Source organism: Nocardia concava NBRC 100430, assembly GCF_000308815.1.
Taxonomy (GTDB): domain Bacteria; phylum Actinomycetota; class Actinomycetes; order Mycobacteriales; family Mycobacteriaceae; genus Nocardia; species Nocardia concava.
The window spans coordinates 1-20,691 of the sequence record NZ_BAFX01000106.1 but is presented as its reverse complement, the minus strand read 5'-3'; the positions used below and the strand labels follow the sequence as shown (position 1 = coordinate 20,691).

Genomic DNA, 20,691 nt, shown 5'->3' with positions numbered 1-20,691 from the left:
GGATCACAGCGCGGCGTAGACGGCCTCGAGGAGATTGTGGGCGCGGCGGTCGCCGGAGAGCCAGTCTCGGCGGAGGTTGGGGATGAAGGCGAAGGCCAGGTGGTGGGTGGGGTCGGCGAGGCCGATGGAGCCGCCGGCGCCGGGGTGGCCGAAGCAGGACGGGCGGGCCGGCTCGGGGACGATCATGTTGTCGGCGGGGAGGGTGTAGCCGAGGGCGTAGGCGGAGGTGAGTTGGAGGACTTCGTCTGTGCCTCGGACTCGTTCGCGGATGGCGTCGGACAGGACGGGGAGGGGGAGGAGGGCGCCCGCGATCAGGTCTCGGTAAAAGGTGGCCAGGGCGCGGGCGGTGGTGGTCAGGCCGGTGGCGGGCCAGCCGCCGGTGAGGACCTGCGGATCGTTGTATGCGGCACGGGGATTGGCGGTCGAGCGCAGGACCAGAGAGGTGGGGTCGCGGTAGGTGCGTGCCATACGATTGGCGGTTTCGGGGGTGATGGGGGCGGGGTCGGCTGTCCATTCCTGTTCGGCCGCGGGCGGGAAGGTCAGGCGCGCGGTCTGGTCGAGCAGTGCGGAGGGAACGCCGATGTGGAGGTCGGGGCCGAGGTTGCCGCGGACGTAGTCGCCGACCGTGGAATCGGTTCGGCGGCGGATGAATTCGCCGAGCAGCCAGCCGTAGGTGAGGGCGTGATAGCCGTGGCGCGTGCCGGGTTCCCAGAGCGGGGTCTGGGCGGCGAGCAGCGTGGCGATGAACTCGGGGTCGGCGGCCTCGGCGGCGGAGACGGGGCGCTCCAGGACGGGGAGTCCGGCGCGGTGGGTGAGGAAATCCACCAGGGTGGTGGATTCCTTTCCGGCGCAGGCATATTCGGGCCACCAGGTCGACACCGGCGCATCGAGGTCGATGTCGTCGGCGGCGGCCACCCGCAGGGCGGCGGTGGCGGTGACGGCCTTCGTGCAGGAGAAGGTGACGCACTGCGTGTCGACCTCCCACGCGCGGCCGGTCTTCGCGTCCGCGACACCGCCCCACAGATCCACGACGCGCCGCCCGTCCACGTAGACCGCGACGCCCGCGCCGAGATTCTGCCCGTCCGCGAAGCTCGCCTCGAAGATCTCGCGCACCGCCCGGAACGCCGGGTCGACATCGCCGTGGACCAAGGTCACCATCCCTGAATTAGAACACGTTCTAATTCAGGGCAAAAGGGTGTCCCGTGCGAATCCTGGCGGACCCGGCGTGTCGATCAGTACGGCTGGTTCGGATCCCGTTCCGGCAGTGGACGTTCGGTGATGACCGGGCGGCCCAGCGGGGTACGGACGCGGCGTTTGGCGGACTGGTAGACCAGCGCCGTTTCCTGCGCGACGACGTCCCAGGCGAAGTCGGCGGTGAGCCGTTCGCGGGCGGACCAGGCGCGATCCTGGGCGGCACTCGAATCGTCGAGGACCGAGATGACCGCTTCCGCAACACCATTCACGTCGGCCGGTTCGAAGGACGCGCCGGTGACGCCGTCGGTGACCAGGTCGCCCAGGCCGCCCGCGGTGGAGGTCACCAGCGGCGTGCCCGCGGCGGCGGCTTCCAGCGCGACGATGCCGAAGGGCTCGTAGCGGCTGGGCAGCACGATCGCGTCGGCGCTGTGCAGCCAGCCGAGCAGGTCGGTGTGGTCGAGCTTGCCGACGAAGTTGACCGCGCGCGCCACGCGGTGGGCGCGGGCCCGCTCACGCAGCCAATCGAATTGGGTGCCGATACCGGCGACGGTCAGCGTGGTGCCCGGATGCGCCTTGCGGATGCGCGGCAGCGCGGCGATCGCATCCTGGATGCCCTTCTCGTATTCGAGACGGCCCACATACAGCAGTCGCGGCGGCCCGGAGCGCGGCGCACGTTCGCGAAAGGTCCACGCGCCCACGTCGATTCCATTGCGGATCACCGTCATCGGAACGCGCTCGGCCCCGTAGAGCCGGTGCACCTCATCCTTCATCGACTCCGAACACGTGATCAGAGCGTCGGATTCGTGCGCCAGCCACCACTCCACGGAGTGCACCTGCCGGTTCACCCGCCCGGAGACCCAGCCGCTGTGCCGCCCGGCCTCGGTGGCGTGAATGGTGGAAACCAAAGGCACGTCGTAATACTCGGCCAGCGTGATGGCCGGATGCGCGACCAGCCAGTCGTGCGCGTGGACAACATCCGGCGTCCAGCCCTCGCCGATGCCCGGCTTGTTCAGCGCGATCCCGGCCCGCACCATGGCGTGACCCATGGCCAGCGTCCAGGCCAGCATGTCCTCGCCGAAGTCGAAGGCGGGCGGGTCCTCGGCGACCGCCACCACCAGCACGCCCTCCTCGATGAAGGAGTGCGTCGGGTGGGTGGTGGCGTCGGTGCCCATCGGCCGGCGCGCCAGCACCACGACTTCGTGCCCGGCCGCGGCCAGTTCGACGGCCAGGTGATGGACGTGGCGGCCCAGCCCACCGACTACGACGGGTGGGTACTCCCACGACACCATCAAGATCTTCATGCGGGTCCTTCTGAAGCGGGGCCGAGCCTGCGCGCGTCGAGTGCGGGGAAGAGTCCGTCGGCCGCCACCCATCCTGCCGCCAACTGCCCCGCTTTGGCGAGTTGCCCGGCGGCCACGGCCGCGGCGATCTCGCGCACGGCGTGGGCGTGTTCATGGGCGCGGTCACGCGCGTATCCGGCCGCGGAATCCTTCGACACCATGAACGCCCAGTCGCTGGAGACGGCGAGAATCGCCTCCCGAAGCAGCTGATCGGCGACCCGGTCGCGCAGGCCGCTCGCGTCCACCCGCATCTTGTCGAGGGTGTCCAGTGCCAGCCGCACCACCTCGGCATTGAGCTGCACCAGATCGGCGACCTGATCCCCGGCCCACACCCGCCAGTCCTTGCCCGAACCCCACGAGGAGTCGGCCAATTCGACGCGTTCGCCCACGTAGCCGCGGGCCCTGGCATCGGCCAGGGTGCCGACGGTGATGCCCGCCTCGGGCAGTGCGCGCAGCACCTGTTCGAGCCACTGCGGGCCCTCGTGCCACCAGTGCCCGAACAATTCGGTGTCGAACGCGGCCACCACCAGTGCCGGGCGGCCGATGCGCTCGGACTCGGAGATCAACCGCTCCCGCACGGTCGCCACGAAATCCGCGACGTCCTTCTCGATGGCCGCGGCCGCGAGTTCCGGATCGTAAGGGGCCTTGTCCGCACCGGCGACGGTCTTGCCTGTGACGCGCGCCGGTTTCAACCCGGTGGCGTGATCATAGTGATGGAAATCACGGTAGTAGGGCTGCCCGGGGTACCCGGATTTCGGCGACCACACCCGATAGCTCACCGCGAGATCGCGGCCGAAGGCCACCACATCCGAATCCCAGACCGGACGGCCGAGCGTGGTGTCGCCGCGCAGCGCGGGACCGTCGACCATGAAATGCGAGATGCCGACCTTGTCGTAGGTCCGCTCCATCCCCGGCGTGAATCCGCATTCGGGAGCCCAGATGCCCGCGGGGGTGTGCCCCCAGCGCGCCTGCGCATCGGCCAGTCCCTCGACCAGCTCGTATTCCCGCAGCCGCGCGTCCAGCAGCGGCTGGAACGGATGCGACAGCGGCCCGCCCAGCAGTTCGATGGCCTCGGCGTCGATGAGTTCGCGCCACACCGGCGAGGCCCCGTGCCGCCACCGCGTCTCGAAATCCGCCAAAGCCGCTGAGGCAAGCCGATGTTCGTGCCCGCCGAGCGCGGTATTGCCCGCCATGGACGCCTCGTCCGCGCGCAACCGCCAGTTGCCCAGCCAGTGATGCATGCCCTTGAGACAATGCGGGTCGTCCAGCTGCGCCGCCAGCACCGGCGTGATCCCCAGGCTGATCAGATGCGAACGCCCCTCGGCCGCAAGGGTTCTCAGCACCTTCGCGACCGGCAGATACGACGCCGCCCACGACTGGTAGAGCCACTCCTCGCCGACCGGCCACCGCCCGTGATGCGCCAGCCACGGCAGATGCGAGTGCAATACCAGGGTGAACTGCCCTGGTACTTGGGAAGCGTTCTCGCTCACGGCTTCACCGCGATGGCGACCAGATCCAAACTCGCATCGATATCGCGCTCGGAATCGGCCAGCAGTTCGAAGTCCTCGATGCGCACCGCGGCCACATCCGCCGCGAGGTCGGCGGGCCACGGCTCACCCGCGAGCGCCCGTTCGATCTGCGCGTCGATGATCGACCCGCCCCACTTCTCGTCCAGCGCCACCAGTTCGGGCCCGTGGAAGATGCCCGCCATCAACTCGACCGTGAAACCCGCCTCGACGAGCAGTTCGGTCATCTCCGCCGCATTCAGCTCACGCGTATGGAAAGGGTTGAGCGGCGTATCGCGCCCCGGCGAGAAGGTGATCCGGTTCGGCGTGGAGATCAGCAGCTTGCCGCCGGGCCGCAGCACCCGCAGGCATTCGCGCAGGAACTGCGCCTGATCCCAAAGATGCTCGATCACTTGGAAGTTCACCACGATGTCGACCGAGCCGTCGGCCAGCGGCAGGTCGGCGAGATTGCCCTGCACCATCTCCACCCGCGGGTACTTGGCCCGCACGTGCGCGACCGCGCTGTCGTCGTAGTCCAGGCCCGTGACCTGCGCCGCGACGTCCGCGATCATGTTGGCCCCGTAGCCTTCTCCGCTACCGGCCTCGAGCACGACCTTGCCCGCGCACTGCTCCAACATCCGCACGTAGGCGATCTCGTGCCGCCGGAACCAGTAGTTCTCCTCGGCGATGCCGGGCACGGTCCGCTCACCGGTCAAAGGCAGGGGATCGGTGGGGTTTTCAACAGGTGTCACGGCGTCACTCACCGCTCCGACGTTAGCGGTTGCGCATATCACACCCGCGACCGGATCAACCGATGCAGAAACTCACACCGTAAGTTACCCACGAGTAACTTAACGTAGGGTAATCTCCCGAACGAGCTACTTGTGGACGTACGTGACGAACTCGTGCGACCGCCACCCCAGTGCCACCAGAACAGGAGGTCGACGAAGACCCATGCCGAACATCGTCGTACTGATCAAGCAGGTTCCCGATACCTGGTCCGAGCGCAAGCTCACCAGCGGGGACTACACCCTCGACCGCGAGGCCGCCGACGCCATCCTCGATGAGATCAACGAGCGCGCCGTCGAGGAGGCGCTGTTGATCAAGGAGGCGCAGGGCGGCGAGGTCACCGTGCTGGCGGCCGGTCCGGACCGGGCCACCGAGGCCATCCGCAAGGCCCTCTCCATGGGCGCGGACAAGGCCATCCACATCAACGACCCGGCCATCCACGGCTCCGACGCCGTGCAGACCGCCTACATCCTGGCCGCGGCTCTCGGTCAGATCGAGGGCATCGAGCTGGTCATCGCGGGCAACGAGGCCACCGACGGTCGCGCCGGTGCCGTTCCGGCCATCATCGCCGAGTACCTGGGCCTGCCGCAGCTGACCCACCTGCGCAAGCTGACCGTCGACGGCGACCGCATCGCCGGCGAGCGCGAGACCGACGAGGGCGTCTTCAAGCTCGAGGCCTCCCTCCCGGCCATCGTCTCGGTGACCGAGAAGATCAACGAGCCGCGCTTCCCGTCCTTCAAGGGCATCATGGCCGCCAAGAAGAAGGAAGTTCAGACCTTCACCCTGGCGGATCTGGGCGTCGACCCGGAGACCGTGGGCGTTGCGAACGCCGGCACCCAGGTGACCGGTGTGACCCCGAAGCCGGCGCGCACGGCGGGCGAGAAGATCGTCGACGAGGGCGAGGGCGGCAACCAGATCGCCACCTACCTCGTCGGTCAGAAGATCATCTAAAGCCCCCCGAGCCGAACGATCGGGGCGCAGTGCTTGCAGCTCGCCCCCATAGATGCCGCAGGAGAAAGAACAATGGCAGAAGTACTCGTGCTCGTGGAGCACGCTGACGGTGCGCCCAAGAAGGTCACCACCGAACTCCTCACCGCCGCTCGCGCGCTGGGCACCCCGGCCGCCGTCGTGGTCGCCGCCCCCGGCACCGCCGACAAGCTGGCCGAGGCCCTCGCCGCCGCCGGCGCCGAGAAGATCTACGTCGCCGAGGGTGACGACGCCGAGGGCTTCCTGGTGACCCCGAAGGTCGACGTCCTCGCCGGCCTGTCCGAGTCCGCCGCCCCGGCCGCGATCCTGGTCGCCGCCACCGCGGAGGGCAAGGAGGTGTCGGGTCGCCTGGCCGCCCGCATCGGTTCCGGCCTGCTCATCGACGCCATCGCCGTGAACGGTGACGGCTCGGTGCAGCACTCCATCTTCGGTGGCGCGTTCACCGTGGATGCCAAGGCCACCGGCGATGTCCCGGTCATCTCGGTGCGTCCGGGCGCCGTCGAGGCCGCCCCGCAGGCCGGCGCCGGCGAGAAGGTCGTCGTCGACCTGCCCGCGCAGGAAGAGGGCGTCACCAAGGTCGTCTCGCGTGAGCCGATCGTGGGCGGCGACCGTCCGGAGCTGACCGAGGCCACCATCGTGGTGTCGGGTGGCCGCGGTGTCGGCTCGGCCGACAACTTCGGCAAGGTCGTCGAGCCGCTGGCCGACGCCCTCGGTGCGGCCGTCGGCGCCTCGCGTGCCGCCGTCGACTCGGGCTACTACCCGGGCCAGTTCCAGGTCGGTCAGACCGGTAAGACGGTCTCCCCGCAGCTGTACATCGCCCTGGGCATCTCCGGCGCGATCCAGCACCGCGCCGGCATGCAGACCTCGAAGACCATCGTGGCCGTCAACAAGGACGAAGAGGCCCCGATCTTCGAGATCTCGGACTACGGCATCGTCGGCGACCTGTTCAATGTCGCCCCGCAGCTCACCGAGGCCGTGAAGGCTCACAAGGGCTGAGCGCCCTTGCGGTGAAAGGCAATTGGAAGGTCCCCCGGCCGGGAACGGCCGGGGGACCTTTCGTTTGCGCGGATCCGTGGCCCCGGCTTGGGTGCCAAAGGAATTGGGGGCCGGAAGGGGAGGCGCATTCCGGTCAATTCTGAAATGCGGTCGCTTATGTTTTGCGTCATGCGCACTCTCATCTTCATCGGCGTTGCCGCGAGCACGCTGCTGGTCGGGGTCGGTCCGGCGGCGGCCGCACCCCTGCCCTTGACCGACGTGACGGGGGTCCCGGCGGCGACCGGAACGGCGGGATCGGACGGTGGTCTGACCGGCAGCGCGTCGAACAGCGCGCAAGGCACGAGCACCCTATGGTGCATGCTGACCCACCCGCCATGCCTCGGTGAAAGCGGACACCTCGGGTAGTTGCGGTTGCTCGTCGGGCGGGGCTCGGGCACGCTTTTCCCGTGCGTGGGCGATTCGATCCTCGGCGGGGGCGGGCCGAGGCGCCCGCGTCCCGGAGGGCTGACGAGGCGGACGAGGTCCGTGCGGAGGGCGTCGAGCTGAAGGACGTCATCGAGGCATTGCATTTCGATCTGGCCGAATGGCTGGGGTCGGATGCGCTGCCGAAGGTGTTCGACCGGATCTCGGGGGCATTGGACGAGCAGTTCACCTCGGTGGTGACCACCGGGCAGGCGGTGGATCGGGAGACATTCCTGGCGGGGATGTGGTCGGCGCGAAATGCGCTGGCGGGGGTGGAGATCGAGGTCTCCGATATCGCGGAGATCGCCCGCAGCGGGCAGCTCATCGTGGTCCGCTTCGTCGCGGAGAACCGCATCGGCGCGGTGAAGACCGGCAGGCGCACGGTCACCGCGGTGCTGGTGACGGACGGGCGAATTCACCTCTGGCGCACCGTTCACGAGACTCCGGTCCCCGAACCGGCTCAGGCCGCCGCCTCTGAACCGGCCGTCGACTCCGGCGCGGCAACAGAGTCCGGCGCGGCAACGGGTGGCGAGGTGGCCGTCGGCGCGGTCGAGCAGGGCAGTGGTGGCAAGCTGGGCTGATGTCGATCTCACTGCCGCGCAATGTTGAGGAGACCATCGCGACGAGTTTCGGGGAGCGGGGGCCGCGGTGGCTCGCCGATCTGCCGGGGTTGGTCGAACGGCTTTGCGGCAGGTGGGAGTTGGAGGTCATCGGCGAAAGCTTCGGCGGGGGAACGCATTCGTGGGTCGCGCCGGTGCGGCGGGCGGACGGGTCGGTCGCGGTGCTGAAGGTGCCGGTGGTCGATGAGGAGAACGCCGGGGAGCCGACGGGGCTGTATTGCTATGGCGGGGACGGGGCCGTGCGGCTGTACGAGTTCGATTCGGCGAGTGGGGCGATGCTGCTGGAGTGGGCGCGGCCGGGAACGGAATTGCTGTATCAGCCGGGATTTCCGAGTCTCGAGGGGCGGCCGGAGAACATCGGGAAGGTCGAGCTGGCGTGCCGGTTGTATCGGCGGCTGCGGCGGGAGCCGGTGGCGGCGCCCGGCGGATTTCCGGAGTTGCCGACGGCCGCGGGGATGGTCGAGGAGTGGGAGCGCATGTTCCGGAAGCCGGAGGCCGAAGTGGCCGAGGTGATTTCGAGTCGGCTGCTGGATCGTGCCGCCGAGCGGTGTGATGAGCTGGCGGTGCCGGAGGGGCCGTTGCTGGTGGTCAATCGCGATACCCACCTGGGCAATATCGTTGCGGCGGAGCGGGAGCCGTGGCTGCTCATCGACCCGAAGGCTTATCTGGGTGAGGCCGCGTTCGATGCCGGATTCCTGGTGATGATTCAGGTGCAGAGTGATCCGACGGCCGAGCACGCGCGGGCGGTGGTCGAGCGGACAGCGGCCGCGCTGGACGTACCTGCCGAGCGGGTGCACGCGTGGGCGTTCATGCGGTCGATGGAGGAGATCGTATGGGCCGTCGAGGACGAGGAGCCCGAGGATCTGCGGCTGCACCTCGTGGTCGCGGCGGCGCTGGCCTGAAAGTTATTGCGGCCGGAACTGTTCGCGCTCGGCGCGGCGGCGGTTGGAATCGCGCTGCACCAGGATGCCGATGGTGGTGGGGATGAGCAGGGCCAGGCCCCAGGGTGCCTCCACCCAAATCGGCCAGAAGTAGCCCATGCCGGTGGCGAACCAGATCACCAGGACCAGCAGGTTCACGAAAACCCAGGGCGTCCACATGATTTTGACCCAGACCGGGACGCTGCCCGGGTCGGACTTGGCGGCGCGGCCCGGAACCCGTTGCGCGGGTAGGTCGGACAGGATCGGGCTGAGCTCGCCGTAGGTCTTGGCCGAATACACCTGCTGCAGCCGGGAATCGAATTCGTGGAGCGTGATCCGCCCCTCGTCCATCGCCACCCGCAGTTTATCGACGATCTGCTCGCGATCCCTGTCGGAAGCGCGCATGCTCTCCTGCCCCACGCACCCAGCGTAGGCGTCCCCCTCGACATCCCGGCATGCTTTTGGCCGGGATCTTCCGTCGGCCCAGTGGATTCCGGCCAAAAGCATGCCGGAATGACGGGGTGTGGTTATGAGCTGTGCAGCGCCGCCAGCAGGGTGGTGACGATGGGGGAGGGGCGGCCCTCGCTGCGGGTGACCGCGGAGACCGGGATACGCAGCGGGTGACCCGAGAGGTGGAGGGTGGCGATGCCCTCGGTCTGGGTGTCGGCGTAGAGGATGGTCCACGCGTCGGGCCGGTTGATGAGCTCCATGGTGGCGGTGTGGTCGGGCGGGATCGGCGGCCCGAAGACCGGACCGGTGGGCAGATCGGCGAAGGCCGCGCGCACCACATTGTGCAGCAGCACCTGTTCCGATTCCGGCGGCAGCAGCAGCGGATAGGCCCCCAGTTCCGCGAGCGTGACATCTCCGCCGCGCTGCACGAGCGGATGCGAGGTGGAGGTGGCGATGACCGGATCCTCGACCCAGAGCTGCTCGACGCTGAGCCCGGGCTGATCCACGCTGCCCCGGATGAGAGCAAGATCACAGTCCCCGTCGGCCACCGCCTGAATGCGCTGGCGGAAGGGCTTGATGACGAATTCGATCTCCGCGCCGGGATGCGCCTCGCGTGCTCCGGCGATGGCGGAGAGCGATCTTGTTGCGAAGCTCATATTGGCCGCCAGGCGAATTCGTGGGCCGGAGGCCCGTACAGCTGCGCGAATGGCGGATTCCAGGCTCAGCATTTGCTTCGCAAGAGGAAGTAGCCGGGTGGTCGCGTCGGTGGGTACGACCGATCTTGTCGAGCGTTCGAAGAGGTTCACGCCAAGATCCCGCTCCAGCCTGGCGATCTGGTGGCTGATGGCCGACTGCGAGATGAAACAGCGGCTCGCGGCCCGGCTGAAGCTCAGCTCCTCGCAGACCGCCACGAAGTAGGCCAGTTGGCGCAGCTCCACGGCATCTCTCCAATTCATGATCAACGTAGATAAGAGTCATCTTGATTATGCGCCCTGACCCCTGGAACAACCGCGTTCCGAATCACGGTTAGTCATGACAGAAGGGAGCAGTCATGTACAACCTGGAGGCGGAGATCGAAACCGCCGATGTCGTCATCGTCGGATCGGGCTTCGGTGGCCTGGCCGCCGCGAAGCAGCTGAACAAGTCGGGAGTTCGCTACGTCCTCATCTCGGGTACCCCCGAGCATCTTTTCCAGCCGTTGCTCTACCAGGTAGCGACGGGTGTGCTGGCCTCCGACGAGATCGCTCCTCCGATTCAGAACATCCTCCGCAAGCACAAGAACGGCGAGGCGCGCCTGGGCAAGGTGACCGCGATCGACGCTCCCAACGCGATCCTCACCTACGAAACCCCCGAGGGCCCGCGCAAGATCCGCTACGGCAAGCTCATCGCCGCCACCGGCGCCAGCCAGTCCTACTTCGGCCGTGACGATTTCGCGGACAAGACGTTCTCGCTCAAGACCATCGACGATGCCCGCGCCCTGCGCGCGCAGATCGAGCGCGTCTTCGAGCAGGCCAAGACCGCCGACCCGGAGACCCGCCGCCGCCTGCTCAGCTTCGTGGTGGTCGGTGCGGGCGCGACCGGCGTCGAGGTCGCCGGCCAGCTGAAGGAACTCGCGAAAAGGTACTTCCACCTGGAGGATACGGTCACTCTCGTCGAGGGTGCGGGTGTCGTGCTGCCGCCCTTCGGCGGACATCTGTCGGAGTATTCGAAGCAGTCGCTCGAGAAGAGCGGCGTCGAGGTGCTCGTCGACACCTTCGTGACCGATATCGAGGCCGGGAAGGTCACCGTCAAGAGCAAGGACGGCGTGGAGCGCGGCATCGCCGCCGAGACCGTGGTGTGGTCGGCGGGCGTGGCCGCCGGTGAGTTCGCCAAGATTCTGGCCGAGGCCACCGGCTGCGAGACCGACCGCGCCGGACGACTATTGATCAACCCGGACTGCACCGTCGGCGGTCACGCCGACATCTTCGCCATCGGCGATATGACCTTCCTCAACGGCTACCCCGGTCAGTCGCCGGTCGCCATGCAGGAGGGCCGCCACGTCGCCGACATCATTCGCGGCAAGAAGGCCGCGGCGACCCCGTTCAAGTACTGGGACAAGGGCTCGATGGCCGTGATCAGCCGGTTCGCCGCCGTCACCAAGATCAACGACAAGGTGAAGTTCACCGGCTTCCTCGCCTGGGTGACCTGGCTGGCTGTCCACCTCTTCTACCTCGTCGGCTTCCGCAACCGCTTCGCCGCCGTCGCCTCCTGGCTGATCGCCTTCATCGGCAGCGGCCGCCCCGGCTTCAACGAGGTCGAAAAGAACCGCACGCCAAGGGTTCCGGAGCAGCCGCGCGCAGCGGCCTGACCGACCGAATCCGAACGAGCCGCCCGGCACTCACCCGGGCGGCTCGTTGGCGTTGTGGGACAGGATTAATCTGCGACTATGGCTGTCCCTACGACCCGGCTGCTGGTGCTGGCGGTGGTGCGCATGTTGCAACCCGTGCACGGCTATGACGTCCGGCGCGAATTGTTGTCCTGGCAGGCCGATGACTGGGCGAATGTGAAGCCCGGGTCGGTTTACGGGGCGTTGAAGACGTTGCAGCGGGATGGGCTCATCTCGGTGGAGGGGGTGGGGCAGGAGCGGGCGCGGCCGGAGCGGACGACGTATCGGCTGACGGCCGAGGGGGAGAAGCAGTTCGGGGAGATGCTGCGGGAGGCGCTGTACGACACGGATTCGCCGAAGCATCCGTATGTCGCGCCGGTGGCATTGTTCCCTTCCGCGCCCCGCGACGAGGTGATCGCCGCGCTGCGGGCCCGGATCCTGAAGTTCGAGTCGGATCTGGTCCGCTACGACCGCGAGGAGCAGCGGATTCTGGCGGGTAGCGGCGATCCGCGCGATGCGATCCCGCATCACGCGGCGGATGGGATTCGGTTGACGTCGGACCACATTCGGGCGGATCTGGAGTGGTCGCGCCGGACGCTGGCGCGGATCGAGAGCGGCGAGCTGGATGTGTGGTCGGACACCTGGGGAGGTCCTCCGCCGGTCCAGTGAGGAATTCCGGATCGGCGGGCAATCAATACTGAATAATCAAGCTTGACTAATCGGGTGCGTCGTTTCTACCGTGGTGGGGTGGAAACGACATCACCCGTTCGTGGTGAACCCACCGATCCGGTGATCCGGGTTCGTGGGCTGGCCCGGACATTCAAGACCAAAACCGGTGACGTGCAAGCGGTTACCGGTATCGACTTCGACGTGCACTACGGGGAGATCATCGGGCTGCTCGGGCCCAACGGGGCGGGTAAGACCACCACCCTGCGGATGATCTCGACCCTGCTCTCGCCCACGGCAGGGGAAGCGACCGTGGTCGGGGCGGATCTGCGTGGCCAGGCGCGGACCGTGCGCTCCCGCATCGGATACGTGCCGCAGGGCGGATCGACCAATGAACTCGAACTCGTCGAGGACGAATTGGTGCTGCAGGCGCGGCTTTTCGGGCTGTCCAAGGCCGAGGCCAAGGCCAATGCGGCCGAGCTCGCCAAGGCCCTGGAATTCGACGGGCTGGAGCGGCGCAAGTGCTCGCAGCTCTCCGGCGGGCAGCGGCGGCGCGTGGACATCGCGCTCGGGCTGGTGCATCGGCCTACCCTCATCTACCTCGATGAACCCACCACCGGACTGGATCCGCAGAGTCGCGCCAATCTGTGGGACCACATCCGGCGCCTGCGCGACGAGGGCACGACCATCGTTCTCACCACCCACTACCTGGAGGAGGCCGACGCGCTGTGTGACCGCATCCTGGTGATGGATCACGGCACCATTGTCGCGGAGGGCACGCCCGACGAGCTCAAGCGGCGCATCTCCGGCGATGTGATCAGCCTCGAAATCGATTCCGCCAGTGCCGATCTGGCTCTGGAGATCGCGTCCGAGGTGCTGGAGTTGCGGTCCAAGCTGCGCACCGACGAGAGCGGCCGTGCCGGAACGAGTCTCGTGCATCTGACCGTGGAACACGGTGACGCCGCAGTGGTTCCGCTGCTGCGGGCCCTCGGCGACAAGGGCATCACGCCCGGTGCGCTCACCGTCAAGCGGCCCAGCCTCGACGACGTATTCCTCACGCTCACCGGGCGTTCGCTCCGGGAAGGAGACCGGTCATGACATTCCTGCGCGATACCGGACTGATCTACTGGTCGCAGCTGCGAGCCAATCTGCGCAATCCCGTGTGGGTGATCATCGGGCTGATGCAGCCGATCATCTACCTGGTGCTGTTCGGCCCGCTGGTGAAGGGCGTCTCGTCGTCGTTCGGTCCGGGCGCCGATCCGTGGAAGATCCTCACCCCGGCCCTGGTCATCCAGACCGGATTGTTCGGCGCGTTGTTCGTCGGCTTCGGCATCGTCGCCGAGTGGCGGGCCGGAGTGGTCGAGCGGCAACGGGTTACGCCCGCACCGCGCGGCGCATTGCTACTGGGTCGAGTGCTCAAGGACATGACGGTGCTGACCGTGCAGGCGCTGGTGCTGGTCGGCGTCGCCACCGTGGCCTTCGGCCTGCGGCCGGACCCGCTCGGACTGGTGCTGTCGCTGCTGCTGATCGCGGTCATGGGCGGTGGATTGGCGGCCGCGTCCTATGCCCTGGGTCTGTGGGCGCGCTCGGAGGACACCCTCGCATCCCTGTTGAACTCGGTCTCGGTGCCGATCATGCTGCTGTCGGGGATTCTGCTACCGCTCACGGTCGGCCCGAAGTGGTTGCAGAACCTCGGCAAGGTGAATCCGTTCTCGCACACCGTGGATGCGGCCCGCGCGCTGTTCCGCGGCGACCTCGGGGCGCACGAGGTCTATATCGGGACAGCGGTGACGCTGGCGGTGACGGCGGTGCTGGTCGTGATCGCCGCGCGCAGCTTCGCCAGAGAGAACGCCTGAGCCGGATTCGCTCGGGGAGAAATTCATTGACCTCGAGTGAAGTTCAGGTTTCACGATGGCGGTATGCCTGAAAACAAGAAACGGGCCCTGGTCACCGGGGCGTCGGCGGGCTTCGGCCGGGCGGTAGCGCTCGCGCTCGCCGAGCGAGATTGGGAATTGATCATTGTCGCGCGGGGCGCGGATCGGCTCGAACGAGTGCGATCCGCGACCCGCGCGCACGCTATCGCGGGGGATGTCGCCGATCCGGAGGTCCAGGCGCGGATCGCCGACGCCGTCGGCGACGGCCGCCTGGACCTGGTGCTCAACAACGCCAGCGCCCTCGGACCCAGCCCGCTGCCCACGCTGGAGCGGTATCCGCTCGACGAACTCACCACCGTCCTCGCCGCCAATGTGATTGCGCCCCTGGCGATCCTGCAGCTCACCCTGCCCGCTCTGCGCGCCTCCGACGGGATCGTCGTGGACATCAGCTCCGACGCCGCCGTCGGCGGCTACGAGGGCTGGGGCGGCTACGGAGCCTCGAAGGCCGCGCTGGACCAGCTCACCAATGTCCTCGCAGCCGAGAACCCGGACCTGCGGATCTACAGCTTCGATCCCGGTGACATGCGCACCGAGATGCACCAGGCCGCCTTCCCCGGCGAGGACATCTCCGACCGCCCCGAACCGGAAACCGTGGTCCCCGCCCTGCTGCACCTGCTCGAATCCCGCCCGCCGAGCGGCCGATACCTCGCCTCGGAAGTCACGGTGGCGTCATGACTTCCGGCATGGAGGAGCTCGCCTTCCTGGTCCCGGACCCGCTGTCGGTGCTGGTACCGGCGAGAACGACCGCGACCGCCTCGAATCCCTCGCCCCGCCCCGCGTGCTCGAACCGGGTCCGTCGCACCGCCTGCACGGAACGCGCGGTGACCTCATGACCACCGGTCTCGACGCACACACCTTCGTCCTGCCCGACGAACTCTCCGCGACCAGCCCGCCGGAGGCCCGCGGCCTCGCCCGGGACGAGGTGCGCCTCATGGTGGCGGATGGGGGAGTCTTGACTCACGCGAGGTTCGGGGAGCTTCCGGGATTCCTGCGGCCCGGGGATCTGGTGGTGGTCAACAACTCCGCCATGATCAATGCGGCGGTGGACGCGCAGTACGACGGTAACGAGGCCGTGCTGCACTGCTCGACCCGGCTGGACGATGGCCGCTGGGTGGTCGAGTTGCGGGATCCGGCCGGGGTGCCGTGGCGCGGGCGGCCGCTGGAATGCGGTGTGAGCGTTCGTCTTCCGGCCGGTCATGTCGCCACCGTGTGGTCGCGGTGGCTGCCCGATGGTGATCGCCTGTGGATCGCCGACATCATCGCGCCCGGCCGAGACGCGGGCGAGGATGTCGAGGCACTGCTGGCGCGCCATGGTCGGCCGATCAGCTACTCCTACCTCACCGACCGATGGTCGGCCTCCTACTATCGGACGGTATTCGGGCGGGAGCCGGGAAGTGCGGAAATGCCCAGTGCGGGACGGCCTTTCACCGAGAGGCTGGTGACCGAGCTGGTGGCCGGCGGGGTGGGGCTCGCGCCGATCACGCTGCATACCGGCGTCTCCTCGCCCGAGTCGGGCGAGCCGCCGAGCCCGGAGCGGTTCGCGGTACCGGAGATGACGGCCCGGGTCGTCAACGCGACGCGTGCCGCGGGCGGGCGGGTGGTGGCCGTCGGGACCACCGTGACCCGGGCGCTCGAATCCGCCACGGGGGCCGAGGGATTGGTGCGGGCGACGACCGGATGGACGGATCTGGTGCTGGACGGTTCGCGGCCCGCGCGGGCGGTGGACGGGCTGATCACCGGGTGGCATGCGCCAGGGGCGTCGCATCTGCATCTGCTGGAGTCGGTGGCGGGCGCGGGGGTGGTGCGGGAGGCGTATCGGGTGGCCGTCGAGTCCGGTTATCTGTGGCACGAATTCGGGGATTCGGCGCTGCTGTTCCGGGAGTGAACGGCAATCCGGGCCCGCCGGTGCGGGGCTCGGAATGGGGGCGTACGCTTGCCTCTTCCGCTTGTTGCGGGGCGCTCGCCCGGCTCGCCGGCGGGGGGCGCGGCCGGGTTCGTTACCCGCCGGTACCCCGGCAGAATACAAGCGTTTGTCCTGGTAGAGAACGTTTGAAGGCGCTCGGATGAACTCCGGGTGCGGTCTGCGTCGCGTTCACCGGACTGGCATCGACAGGTAATGCGGCTGTCGCTCCAGCGCAGTCTGGGACTGGCTTGATCAAGCGTATGACCACCATGGCAGCGTCGAATTCCAGCCTGCTAGCAGCCGCGTCGAAGCCCGCTCCGGAAGCGCCCCGCAACGGTGTTCCGGAGGCGCCCCGCACCAGTGGGCGTTCCCAGTACTCCCTGGTCGTCTCCTCCGATGCCGAGCATCGCGAGGCCGCACAGCGCCTGCGCTACCAGGTGTTCGCGAACGAGCCGGGATTCACCATCCCCGACAATGGAACCGGCTTGGACGCCGACCGGTTCGACGACCACTGCGACCACCTGCTGGTGCGCGACGAGCTCACCGAGCAGTTCGTCGGCTGCTACCGCATGCTGCCCCCGGACCAGGTCGCCGCGGCGGGCGGCTACTACACCGCCACCGAATTCGATTTGGCCGCACTGGATCCCACCGGCAACCGGATCGTGGAGATGGGCCGCGCCTGCGTGGTGCCCGATCACCGCAACGGCTCGGTGCTGACGCTCATGTGGGCGGGCATCCTGCACTACATCCAGCTCACCGGATACGACTGGGTGATGGGCTGCGTATCGGTGCCCATGCGGATGAATCCGGAGGACGAGCCGGGCGTGAACGTGCGGGGCGTTCGTGACCTGCTCCTGAGGAAGCACGCGCTGGACGCGGAACGCCATGTGCGCCCGTACAACCCGGTCGTCGTGGACGGCCGCACCCTCGACGAGCTGACCGCCCCGGCCCGCCCGAAGCTGCCGCCGCTGCTCAACGGCTACCTGCGCCTGGGCGCGGAGATCTGTGGCGAGCCCGCCCACGATCCGGAGTTCGCGGTGGCGGATTTCGTTGCGCTGCTCGGACTCTCGACCATCAACACCCGCTACCTGGAGCGCCTGCAGGGCGCGGCCAACAGCCTGGATGCCCGGTGATGCCCCATGATGCCAGCCCTGCTCGCCCCTGAGACCGGTTCCCTGTCCTGTCCGCCCGCCGCGGCCACCGCGCACGCGTGGATGCCGCACAGCCCTTGCGGCCCTTCGTGTGTCGATGCCGACGCCGAGGCGGGCACACTGCGGGTGGCGGCCCGGATCGCCGGTATCGCCGGCGTCCTGCTGAGCTTCCCGCTCGCGCATTTCGCCACCCCGCGCCGCCGCCGCGCCGCCCTGCAGCGCCGATACGCGCGAACCCTGTTGGCCTGCTGCGGGATTCGTGTGCGCATCATCGACAATCGCGGCGAGGTGCCCGCCGAGGGCGGCGTGCTGATCGCGGCTCGCCACATCGGCTGGACCGATATCGTCGCCCTCACCGCCGTCGAACCGATGGGTTTCGTGGCGCGGGCCGACCTGATCGACTGGCCGATGCTCGGCGATGTCGCCAAGCGCGTGCGCGTGATTCCCATCGAACGTGAACGGCTGCGGGCGCTTCCGGGCGTCATCGCGACCATGGCCGACCGGCTGCGCGCCGGCGACCGGGTCACCTTCTTCCCGGAGGGCACCACCTGGTGCGGCCGCGCCCACGGCACCCTGCGCCCGGCGCTGTTCCAGGCGGCCATCGACGCCGAGGCGCCGGTGCAGCCCATCCGCCTGCGCTACCTGGGCCGCGACGGCGAGCTGTCCACGGTGCCCGGCTTCGTCGGCGTCGATTCGCTGGGCGACTCCGTGCGCCGCGTGCTGCGCTCCAAGGGCGTGGTCGCCGAAATCACCTTGCAGCCTGTGGAATTGCCGGACACGGACCGCTTCGAGCTGGCCCGCCGCTGCGAGCGGGCACTCGAGGACGACACCGTGGCCCGTGCCTTCACCGACGTGATCCACGGGAGCGAGAATCTCGAGGCGATCGGCACGGGCGCGGTGCGGCAGGCGGTGGAGGAGCGTCCCGAGGTCGTTCAGCGCACGTAGGACAGAATGCTCATCATGCCCGCTTCGCCGTGATAGGCGTTGTGGCAGTGGAGCATCCACTGACCCGGATTGTCGGCGTCGAAGTCGACCTCGACCGTCTGCATGGGCAGCACCAGGGAGGTGTCCTTGCGCGGGCCGGTGCCCGCCGGGGTCACCACCTGGTAGGTGTGCCCGTGCAGATGCATCGGGTGGAACATCATGGTGTTGTTGACGAAGCGGAGCCGAATCCGTTCGCCCTGAGCGACATTCAGCATGTCGTGGTCGGGATAGGACTTGCCGTTGATGGTCCAGACGTACTTGCCCTTGCCCATCCCGAGCGTCGCGTCCAGAACGCGGTCGGGCTTGCGCGCGGGTAGCCGAACAGATTCGGCCGCGATCAGGCGGTCTCCGGTGAGCGGCGGCGAGGACAGCTCGGCCGGGCGGATATCGGCCGCCGGGGCGGTGCCGCCGCCGGTCCGGATCAGCGCGAAGGCCTGACCGGTCTTGCCTTCGGCCGAGGCGACCAGCGGGAACACGCCGTCGGCGAGATCGACCACGGCGTCGAAGCGTTCGCCCATGCCGAGCAGCAGGCTGTCGGTCGTGGCGGGCTGCACCGGGAAGCCGTCGCTGTGCGTGACGCGCAACCGGTGCCCGCCGACGGCCACCCGAAAGGCGGTGTCGGAGGCGGCATTGATGATGCGCAGGCGCAGCCGCTGGCCCGGTCGGCCGGTGAAAGTGACCGGGTCGGTGCCGATCCGGCCGTTGATCAGGTAGTACGGGTAGTCCTTCACATCGCCGGTGTCGGAGCCGAGTGGCGCGTTCGGATCGGTCGACATGCCCATGCCGCCACCGTGATTCATCCCGCCGTGGTCCATGCCGCCGCCCATGTTCATCCCGCCCATGCCCTGCTGCTGGAGCTTGCGCAGCTCCTGGTCGGGATCGCGGCCGTTGACGCCGTCGAGCCAGTCGTCCAGCACCACAACGGCTTCCAGGTCGTAGTCCTTGCCGTCGGCGGGATCCTCCACGATCAGCGGCGCGTACAGGCCGCGATCGAGTTGCAGCCCGACGTGCGGGTGGAAGAAGTAGGTTCCGGCGTCGGGCACGATGAACTCGTAGCGGAACGTGCCGCCCGGGGCGACCGCGGGCTGGGTGACATCGGGTGCGCCGTCCATGTCATTGCGCAGGGCGAGCCCGTGCCAGTGCGTGGTCGTCGGCGCGGGCAGCGCATTGGTCAGATCCGCGCGCAGCACTTCGCCCTTGGCGAGCCGGATCTCCTTGCCCGGCAGCGCGCCGCCGTAGGCCCAGGTGTTCACCCGGACGCCGCCGAGGTCGATGGTGGTGGGTTCGGCGCGCAGCGCCACCTCGCGGGTGGCCGCGCCCGCCACGCGGCGCGCGTTCTCGGTATTGCGGACCGCATCGGAATCGGGCCGTACCAGCCCGGACGTACTCGGTGCGTTCTTGGTGCACGCGGCGAGGGCGGCGGCCGTGGCCAGGCCGGTGCCGAGGGCGAAGAAGCCGCGCCGGCTCATCGGCGCGAGGGTGGGAAAACCGTTCGAGGGCATGCGAAATCTCCTTGGTTGATGAACGAATCGCGGGGCGCGAGGTTCATCAGATGCGGAGAATCGACAGTTGAGAGAGGGACGGGACCGTCCACGGTGGCGGGCGTTCCCGGTGTTCACGGTGGGCGCGGGGGAGCAGTGGGCGATCGTCGTCCGCCGCCCGGGTGATCCAGCCGAGCAGCACCAGGCCGATCGCGAACATGGTGGCGGCGAGGGTGAATGCCTCGCACGAATGGCTCACGTGAATGGGTGCGGGCTGATCGTCCGAGTGCGGTGCCGTGCCGTCGTGATGGGCAACCGCCATCACGCTCGCCGAGCCGCCGCCCATCCGGTGTGCGGCGCCCAGCTCGTGGGAGCCGACGGAGAACACCCCGGCATGCATGGCCGCGATTCCGGCCAAAAGCGCCAGCACCCCGAGCCACCGGACCAATCCGGAGGCTCGTCGCGATGCGTGCTGAGCAGCCACGAACCCCACCTTACCGGAACCCCCACGGGGTATCCTGCATCACACCCTGCGCCGGTCGCGCGGGGTGCCGAGGCGTGCGGGGGTGGGGGTGCATTAGGGGATTTCGCCGTCCGGCGCCTGTCCGGAATTAGGGGTAACACACCGGTCGGTCCATTCGACGGGAAGAGCGACAACAACATCTTCTGGAAGCGAACTCACAATGTCGGCAAGGACATTCACGGCTGCCGCGCTCGCCGCGGCCGCCGTTGCTCTCTGCGCGTCGTCGGCCGCCGCGGATCCCACCACGACCACGACCCCCGCACCGGGCGCGAACGCCGGCTTGGGCGTCGATGTCGGCATCGGTCCCGGTGGCGTGAAGATCGGCGTCGATACGCAGGCCGGAGTCGGCGGCGGGGCGACGACCCAGGCCCCGACCACCGCTCCGGGCAATACCGGTGGCGGCGTGCAGGTGGGCGGCGGC

22 protein-coding genes and 1 pseudogene are annotated in these 20,691 nt (G+C 68.5%); 15 read left to right on the top strand and 8 right to left on the bottom strand.

What is annotated here, in order from left to right; translation table 11 throughout:
- Positions 1 to 3 precede the first annotated feature (3 nt).
- From ON43_RS25055 to ON43_RS25040, 4 genes are all read right to left on the bottom strand, one after another.
- Positions 4 to 1,158 carry a serine hydrolase domain-containing protein gene (locus ON43_RS25055; RefSeq protein WP_040811284.1) on the bottom strand — a complete coding sequence of 385 codons (1,155 nt, stop codon included), beginning with the start codon at positions 1,156 to 1,158 and terminating at the stop codon, positions 4 to 6.
- 74 nt (positions 1,159 to 1,232) lie between these two features.
- Positions 1,233 to 2,495, bottom strand: a complete 1,263-nt coding sequence (locus ON43_RS25050) for a glycosyltransferase family 4 protein (RefSeq protein WP_040811283.1) — start codon at positions 2,493 to 2,495, stop codon at positions 1,233 to 1,235.
- On the bottom strand, positions 2,492 to 4,024 hold the full coding sequence (locus tag ON43_RS25045) for a 1,4-alpha-glucan branching protein domain-containing protein (protein ID WP_040811282.1): 1,533 nt from the start codon (positions 4,022 to 4,024) through the stop codon (positions 2,492 to 2,494). The genes ON43_RS25050 and ON43_RS25045 overlap by 4 nt, the downstream gene beginning before the upstream one ends.
- Positions 4,021 to 4,803, bottom strand: coding sequence for a class I SAM-dependent methyltransferase (locus ON43_RS25040; RefSeq protein ID WP_051179158.1), 783 nt, complete (start codon positions 4,801 to 4,803; stop codon positions 4,021 to 4,023). The genes ON43_RS25045 and ON43_RS25040 overlap by 4 nt, the downstream gene beginning before the upstream one ends.
- A gap of 190 nt (positions 4,804 to 4,993) precedes the next feature.
- On the opposite strand from ON43_RS25040, the gene ON43_RS25035 reads away from it, so the two are divergent.
- The 5 genes from ON43_RS25035 to ON43_RS25015 all read left to right on the top strand — a co-directional run bounded on the left by ON43_RS25035 (position 4,994) and on the right by ON43_RS25015 (position 8,795).
- On the top strand, positions 4,994 to 5,779 hold the full coding sequence (locus ON43_RS25035) for an electron transfer flavoprotein subunit beta/FixA family protein (protein ID WP_040811281.1): 786 nt from the start codon (positions 4,994 to 4,996) through the stop codon (positions 5,777 to 5,779).
- 72 nt (positions 5,780 to 5,851) lie between these two features.
- Positions 5,852 to 6,811 carry an electron transfer flavoprotein subunit alpha/FixB family protein gene (locus ON43_RS25030; protein WP_040811280.1) on the top strand — a complete coding sequence of 320 codons (960 nt, stop codon included), beginning with the start codon at positions 5,852 to 5,854 and terminating at the stop codon, positions 6,809 to 6,811.
- 168 nt (positions 6,812 to 6,979) lie between these two features.
- Positions 6,980 to 7,216, top strand: coding sequence for a hypothetical protein (locus tag ON43_RS25025; protein WP_157514176.1), 237 nt, complete (start codon positions 6,980 to 6,982; stop codon positions 7,214 to 7,216).
- A gap of 41 nt (positions 7,217 to 7,257) precedes the next feature.
- Entirely contained in the window at positions 7,258 to 7,854 is a 597-nt protein-coding gene (locus ON43_RS42780) for a hypothetical protein (protein WP_051179156.1), read from the top strand.
- Positions 7,854 to 8,795 (top strand): aminoglycoside phosphotransferase family protein, encoded by a 942-nt coding sequence (locus tag ON43_RS25015; RefSeq protein ID WP_040811275.1) that lies wholly within the window; start codon positions 7,854 to 7,856, stop codon positions 8,793 to 8,795. Before ON43_RS42780 ends, ON43_RS25015 begins: the two co-directional genes overlap by 1 nt.
- Positions 8,796 to 8,798: 3 nt before the next feature.
- Here ON43_RS25015 and ON43_RS25010 read toward each other — a convergent pair whose 3' ends face one another.
- Both ON43_RS25010 and ON43_RS25005 read right to left on the bottom strand, forming a co-directional pair.
- A complete protein-coding gene (locus ON43_RS25010) occupies positions 8,799 to 9,233 on the bottom strand; it encodes a DUF1707 domain-containing protein (RefSeq protein ID WP_245568734.1) in 435 nt (144 codons plus the stop codon).
- A gap of 107 nt (positions 9,234 to 9,340) precedes the next feature.
- Positions 9,341 to 10,201, bottom strand: a complete 861-nt coding sequence (locus ON43_RS25005) for a LysR family transcriptional regulator (RefSeq protein ID WP_040811272.1) — start codon at positions 10,199 to 10,201, stop codon at positions 9,341 to 9,343.
- A 113-nt stretch (positions 10,202 to 10,314) separates the two neighbouring features.
- Here ON43_RS25005 and ON43_RS25000 point away from each other — a divergent pair, with 113 nt between their 5' ends.
- From ON43_RS25000 to ON43_RS24965, 9 genes are all read left to right on the top strand, one after another.
- Positions 10,315 to 11,610 carry an NAD(P)/FAD-dependent oxidoreductase gene (locus tag ON43_RS25000; RefSeq protein WP_040811267.1) on the top strand — a complete coding sequence of 432 codons (1,296 nt, stop codon included), beginning with the start codon at positions 10,315 to 10,317 and terminating at the stop codon, positions 11,608 to 11,610.
- Positions 11,611 to 11,688: 78 nt separating this feature from the next.
- Entirely contained in the window at positions 11,689 to 12,297 is a 609-nt protein-coding gene (locus ON43_RS42775; protein WP_051179155.1) for a PadR family transcriptional regulator, read from the top strand.
- 78 nt (positions 12,298 to 12,375) lie between these two features.
- Positions 12,376 to 13,392 carry an ATP-binding cassette domain-containing protein gene (locus tag ON43_RS24990; RefSeq protein WP_218003359.1) on the top strand — a complete coding sequence of 339 codons (1,017 nt, stop codon included), beginning with the start codon at positions 12,376 to 12,378 and terminating at the stop codon, positions 13,390 to 13,392.
- Entirely contained in the window at positions 13,389 to 14,150 is a 762-nt protein-coding gene (locus ON43_RS24985; protein WP_040811264.1) for an ABC transporter permease, read from the top strand. Before ON43_RS24990 ends, ON43_RS24985 begins: the two co-directional genes overlap by 4 nt.
- Before the next feature lie 63 nt (positions 14,151 to 14,213).
- Positions 14,214 to 14,903: an SDR family NAD(P)-dependent oxidoreductase gene (locus ON43_RS24980; protein ID WP_040811262.1), complete on the top strand. Its 690-nt coding sequence runs from the start codon at positions 14,214 to 14,216 to the stop codon at positions 14,901 to 14,903.
- Positions 14,900 to 15,061 (top strand): hypothetical protein, encoded by a 162-nt coding sequence (locus ON43_RS45030; protein WP_157514175.1) that lies wholly within the window; start codon positions 14,900 to 14,902, stop codon positions 15,059 to 15,061. The genes ON43_RS24980 and ON43_RS45030 overlap by 4 nt, the downstream gene beginning before the upstream one ends.
- The gene (locus ON43_RS24975) at positions 15,058 to 16,113 is read left to right on the top strand and encodes an S-adenosylmethionine:tRNA ribosyltransferase-isomerase (protein WP_040811328.1); all 1,056 of its coding nucleotides are present in this window, start codon (positions 15,058 to 15,060) and stop codon (positions 16,111 to 16,113) included. Before ON43_RS45030 ends, ON43_RS24975 begins: the two co-directional genes overlap by 4 nt.
- A gap of 278 nt (positions 16,114 to 16,391) precedes the next feature.
- Positions 16,392 to 17,264, top strand: coding sequence for a GNAT family N-acetyltransferase (locus ON43_RS24970; RefSeq protein ID WP_083913698.1), 873 nt, complete (start codon positions 16,392 to 16,394; stop codon positions 17,262 to 17,264).
- Positions 17,265 to 17,273: 9 nt separating this feature from the next.
- On the top strand, positions 17,274 to 18,227 hold the full coding sequence (locus ON43_RS24965; protein ID WP_245568733.1) for a lysophospholipid acyltransferase family protein: 954 nt from the start codon (positions 17,274 to 17,276) through the stop codon (positions 18,225 to 18,227).
- On the opposite strand, the gene ON43_RS24960 is transcribed toward ON43_RS24965, so the two are convergent.
- Complete coding sequence (locus ON43_RS24960; protein WP_040811261.1) at positions 18,215 to 19,768, bottom strand: multicopper oxidase family protein; 1,554 nt, start codon at positions 19,766 to 19,768, stop codon at positions 18,215 to 18,217. The two genes, ON43_RS24965 and ON43_RS24960, sit on opposite strands and share 13 nt — an antisense overlap.
- A gap of 46 nt (positions 19,769 to 19,814) precedes the next feature.
- A complete protein-coding gene (locus ON43_RS24955) occupies positions 19,815 to 20,231 on the bottom strand; it encodes a DUF6153 family protein (RefSeq protein ID WP_157514174.1) in 417 nt (138 codons plus the stop codon).
- Between the two features lie 199 nt (positions 20,232 to 20,430).
- Between ON43_RS24955 and ON43_RS24950 the strand changes: the two are divergent.
- Positions 20,431 to 20,691, top strand: a pseudogene (locus tag ON43_RS24950) (hypothetical protein); the annotation flags it as partial.

Excerpts from the sequence above, each read along its gene's own strand:
- ON43_RS24980 (WP_040811262.1), top strand. The coding sequence starts at position 14,214 with ATGCCTGAAAACAAGAAACGGGCCCTGGTCACCGGGGCGTCGGCGGGC.
- ON43_RS24965 (WP_245568733.1), top strand. The coding sequence starts at position 17,274 with ATGCCAGCCCTGCTCGCCCCTGAGACCGGTTCCCTGTCCTGTCCGCCC.
- ON43_RS45030 (WP_157514175.1), top strand. The coding sequence starts at position 14,900 with ATGACTTCCGGCATGGAGGAGCTCGCCTTCCTGGTCCCGGACCCGCTG.
- ON43_RS24960 (WP_040811261.1), bottom strand. The coding sequence starts at position 19,768 with ATGCCCTCGAACGGTTTTCCCACCCTCGCGCCGATGAGCCGGCGCGGC.
- ON43_RS25030 (WP_040811280.1), top strand. The coding sequence starts at position 5,852 with ATGGCAGAAGTACTCGTGCTCGTGGAGCACGCTGACGGTGCGCCCAAG.
- ON43_RS25025 (WP_157514176.1), top strand. The coding sequence starts at position 6,980 with ATGCGCACTCTCATCTTCATCGGCGTTGCCGCGAGCACGCTGCTGGTC.
- ON43_RS25015 (WP_040811275.1), top strand. The coding sequence starts at position 7,854 with ATGTCGATCTCACTGCCGCGCAATGTTGAGGAGACCATCGCGACGAGT.
- ON43_RS25050 (WP_040811283.1), bottom strand. The coding sequence starts at position 2,495 with ATGAAGATCTTGATGGTGTCGTGGGAGTACCCACCCGTCGTAGTCGGT.
- ON43_RS25035 (WP_040811281.1), top strand. The coding sequence starts at position 4,994 with ATGCCGAACATCGTCGTACTGATCAAGCAGGTTCCCGATACCTGGTCC.
- ON43_RS24975 (WP_040811328.1), top strand. The coding sequence starts at position 15,058 with ATGACCACCGGTCTCGACGCACACACCTTCGTCCTGCCCGACGAACTC.
- ON43_RS42775 (WP_051179155.1), top strand. The coding sequence starts at position 11,689 with ATGGCTGTCCCTACGACCCGGCTGCTGGTGCTGGCGGTGGTGCGCATG.
- ON43_RS24985 (WP_040811264.1), top strand. The coding sequence starts at position 13,389 with ATGACATTCCTGCGCGATACCGGACTGATCTACTGGTCGCAGCTGCGA.
- ON43_RS24970 (WP_083913698.1), top strand. The coding sequence starts at position 16,392 with ATGACCACCATGGCAGCGTCGAATTCCAGCCTGCTAGCAGCCGCGTCG.
- ON43_RS25055 (WP_040811284.1), bottom strand. The coding sequence starts at position 1,158 with ATGGTGACCTTGGTCCACGGCGATGTCGACCCGGCGTTCCGGGCGGTG.
- ON43_RS25000 (WP_040811267.1), top strand. The coding sequence starts at position 10,315 with ATGTACAACCTGGAGGCGGAGATCGAAACCGCCGATGTCGTCATCGTC.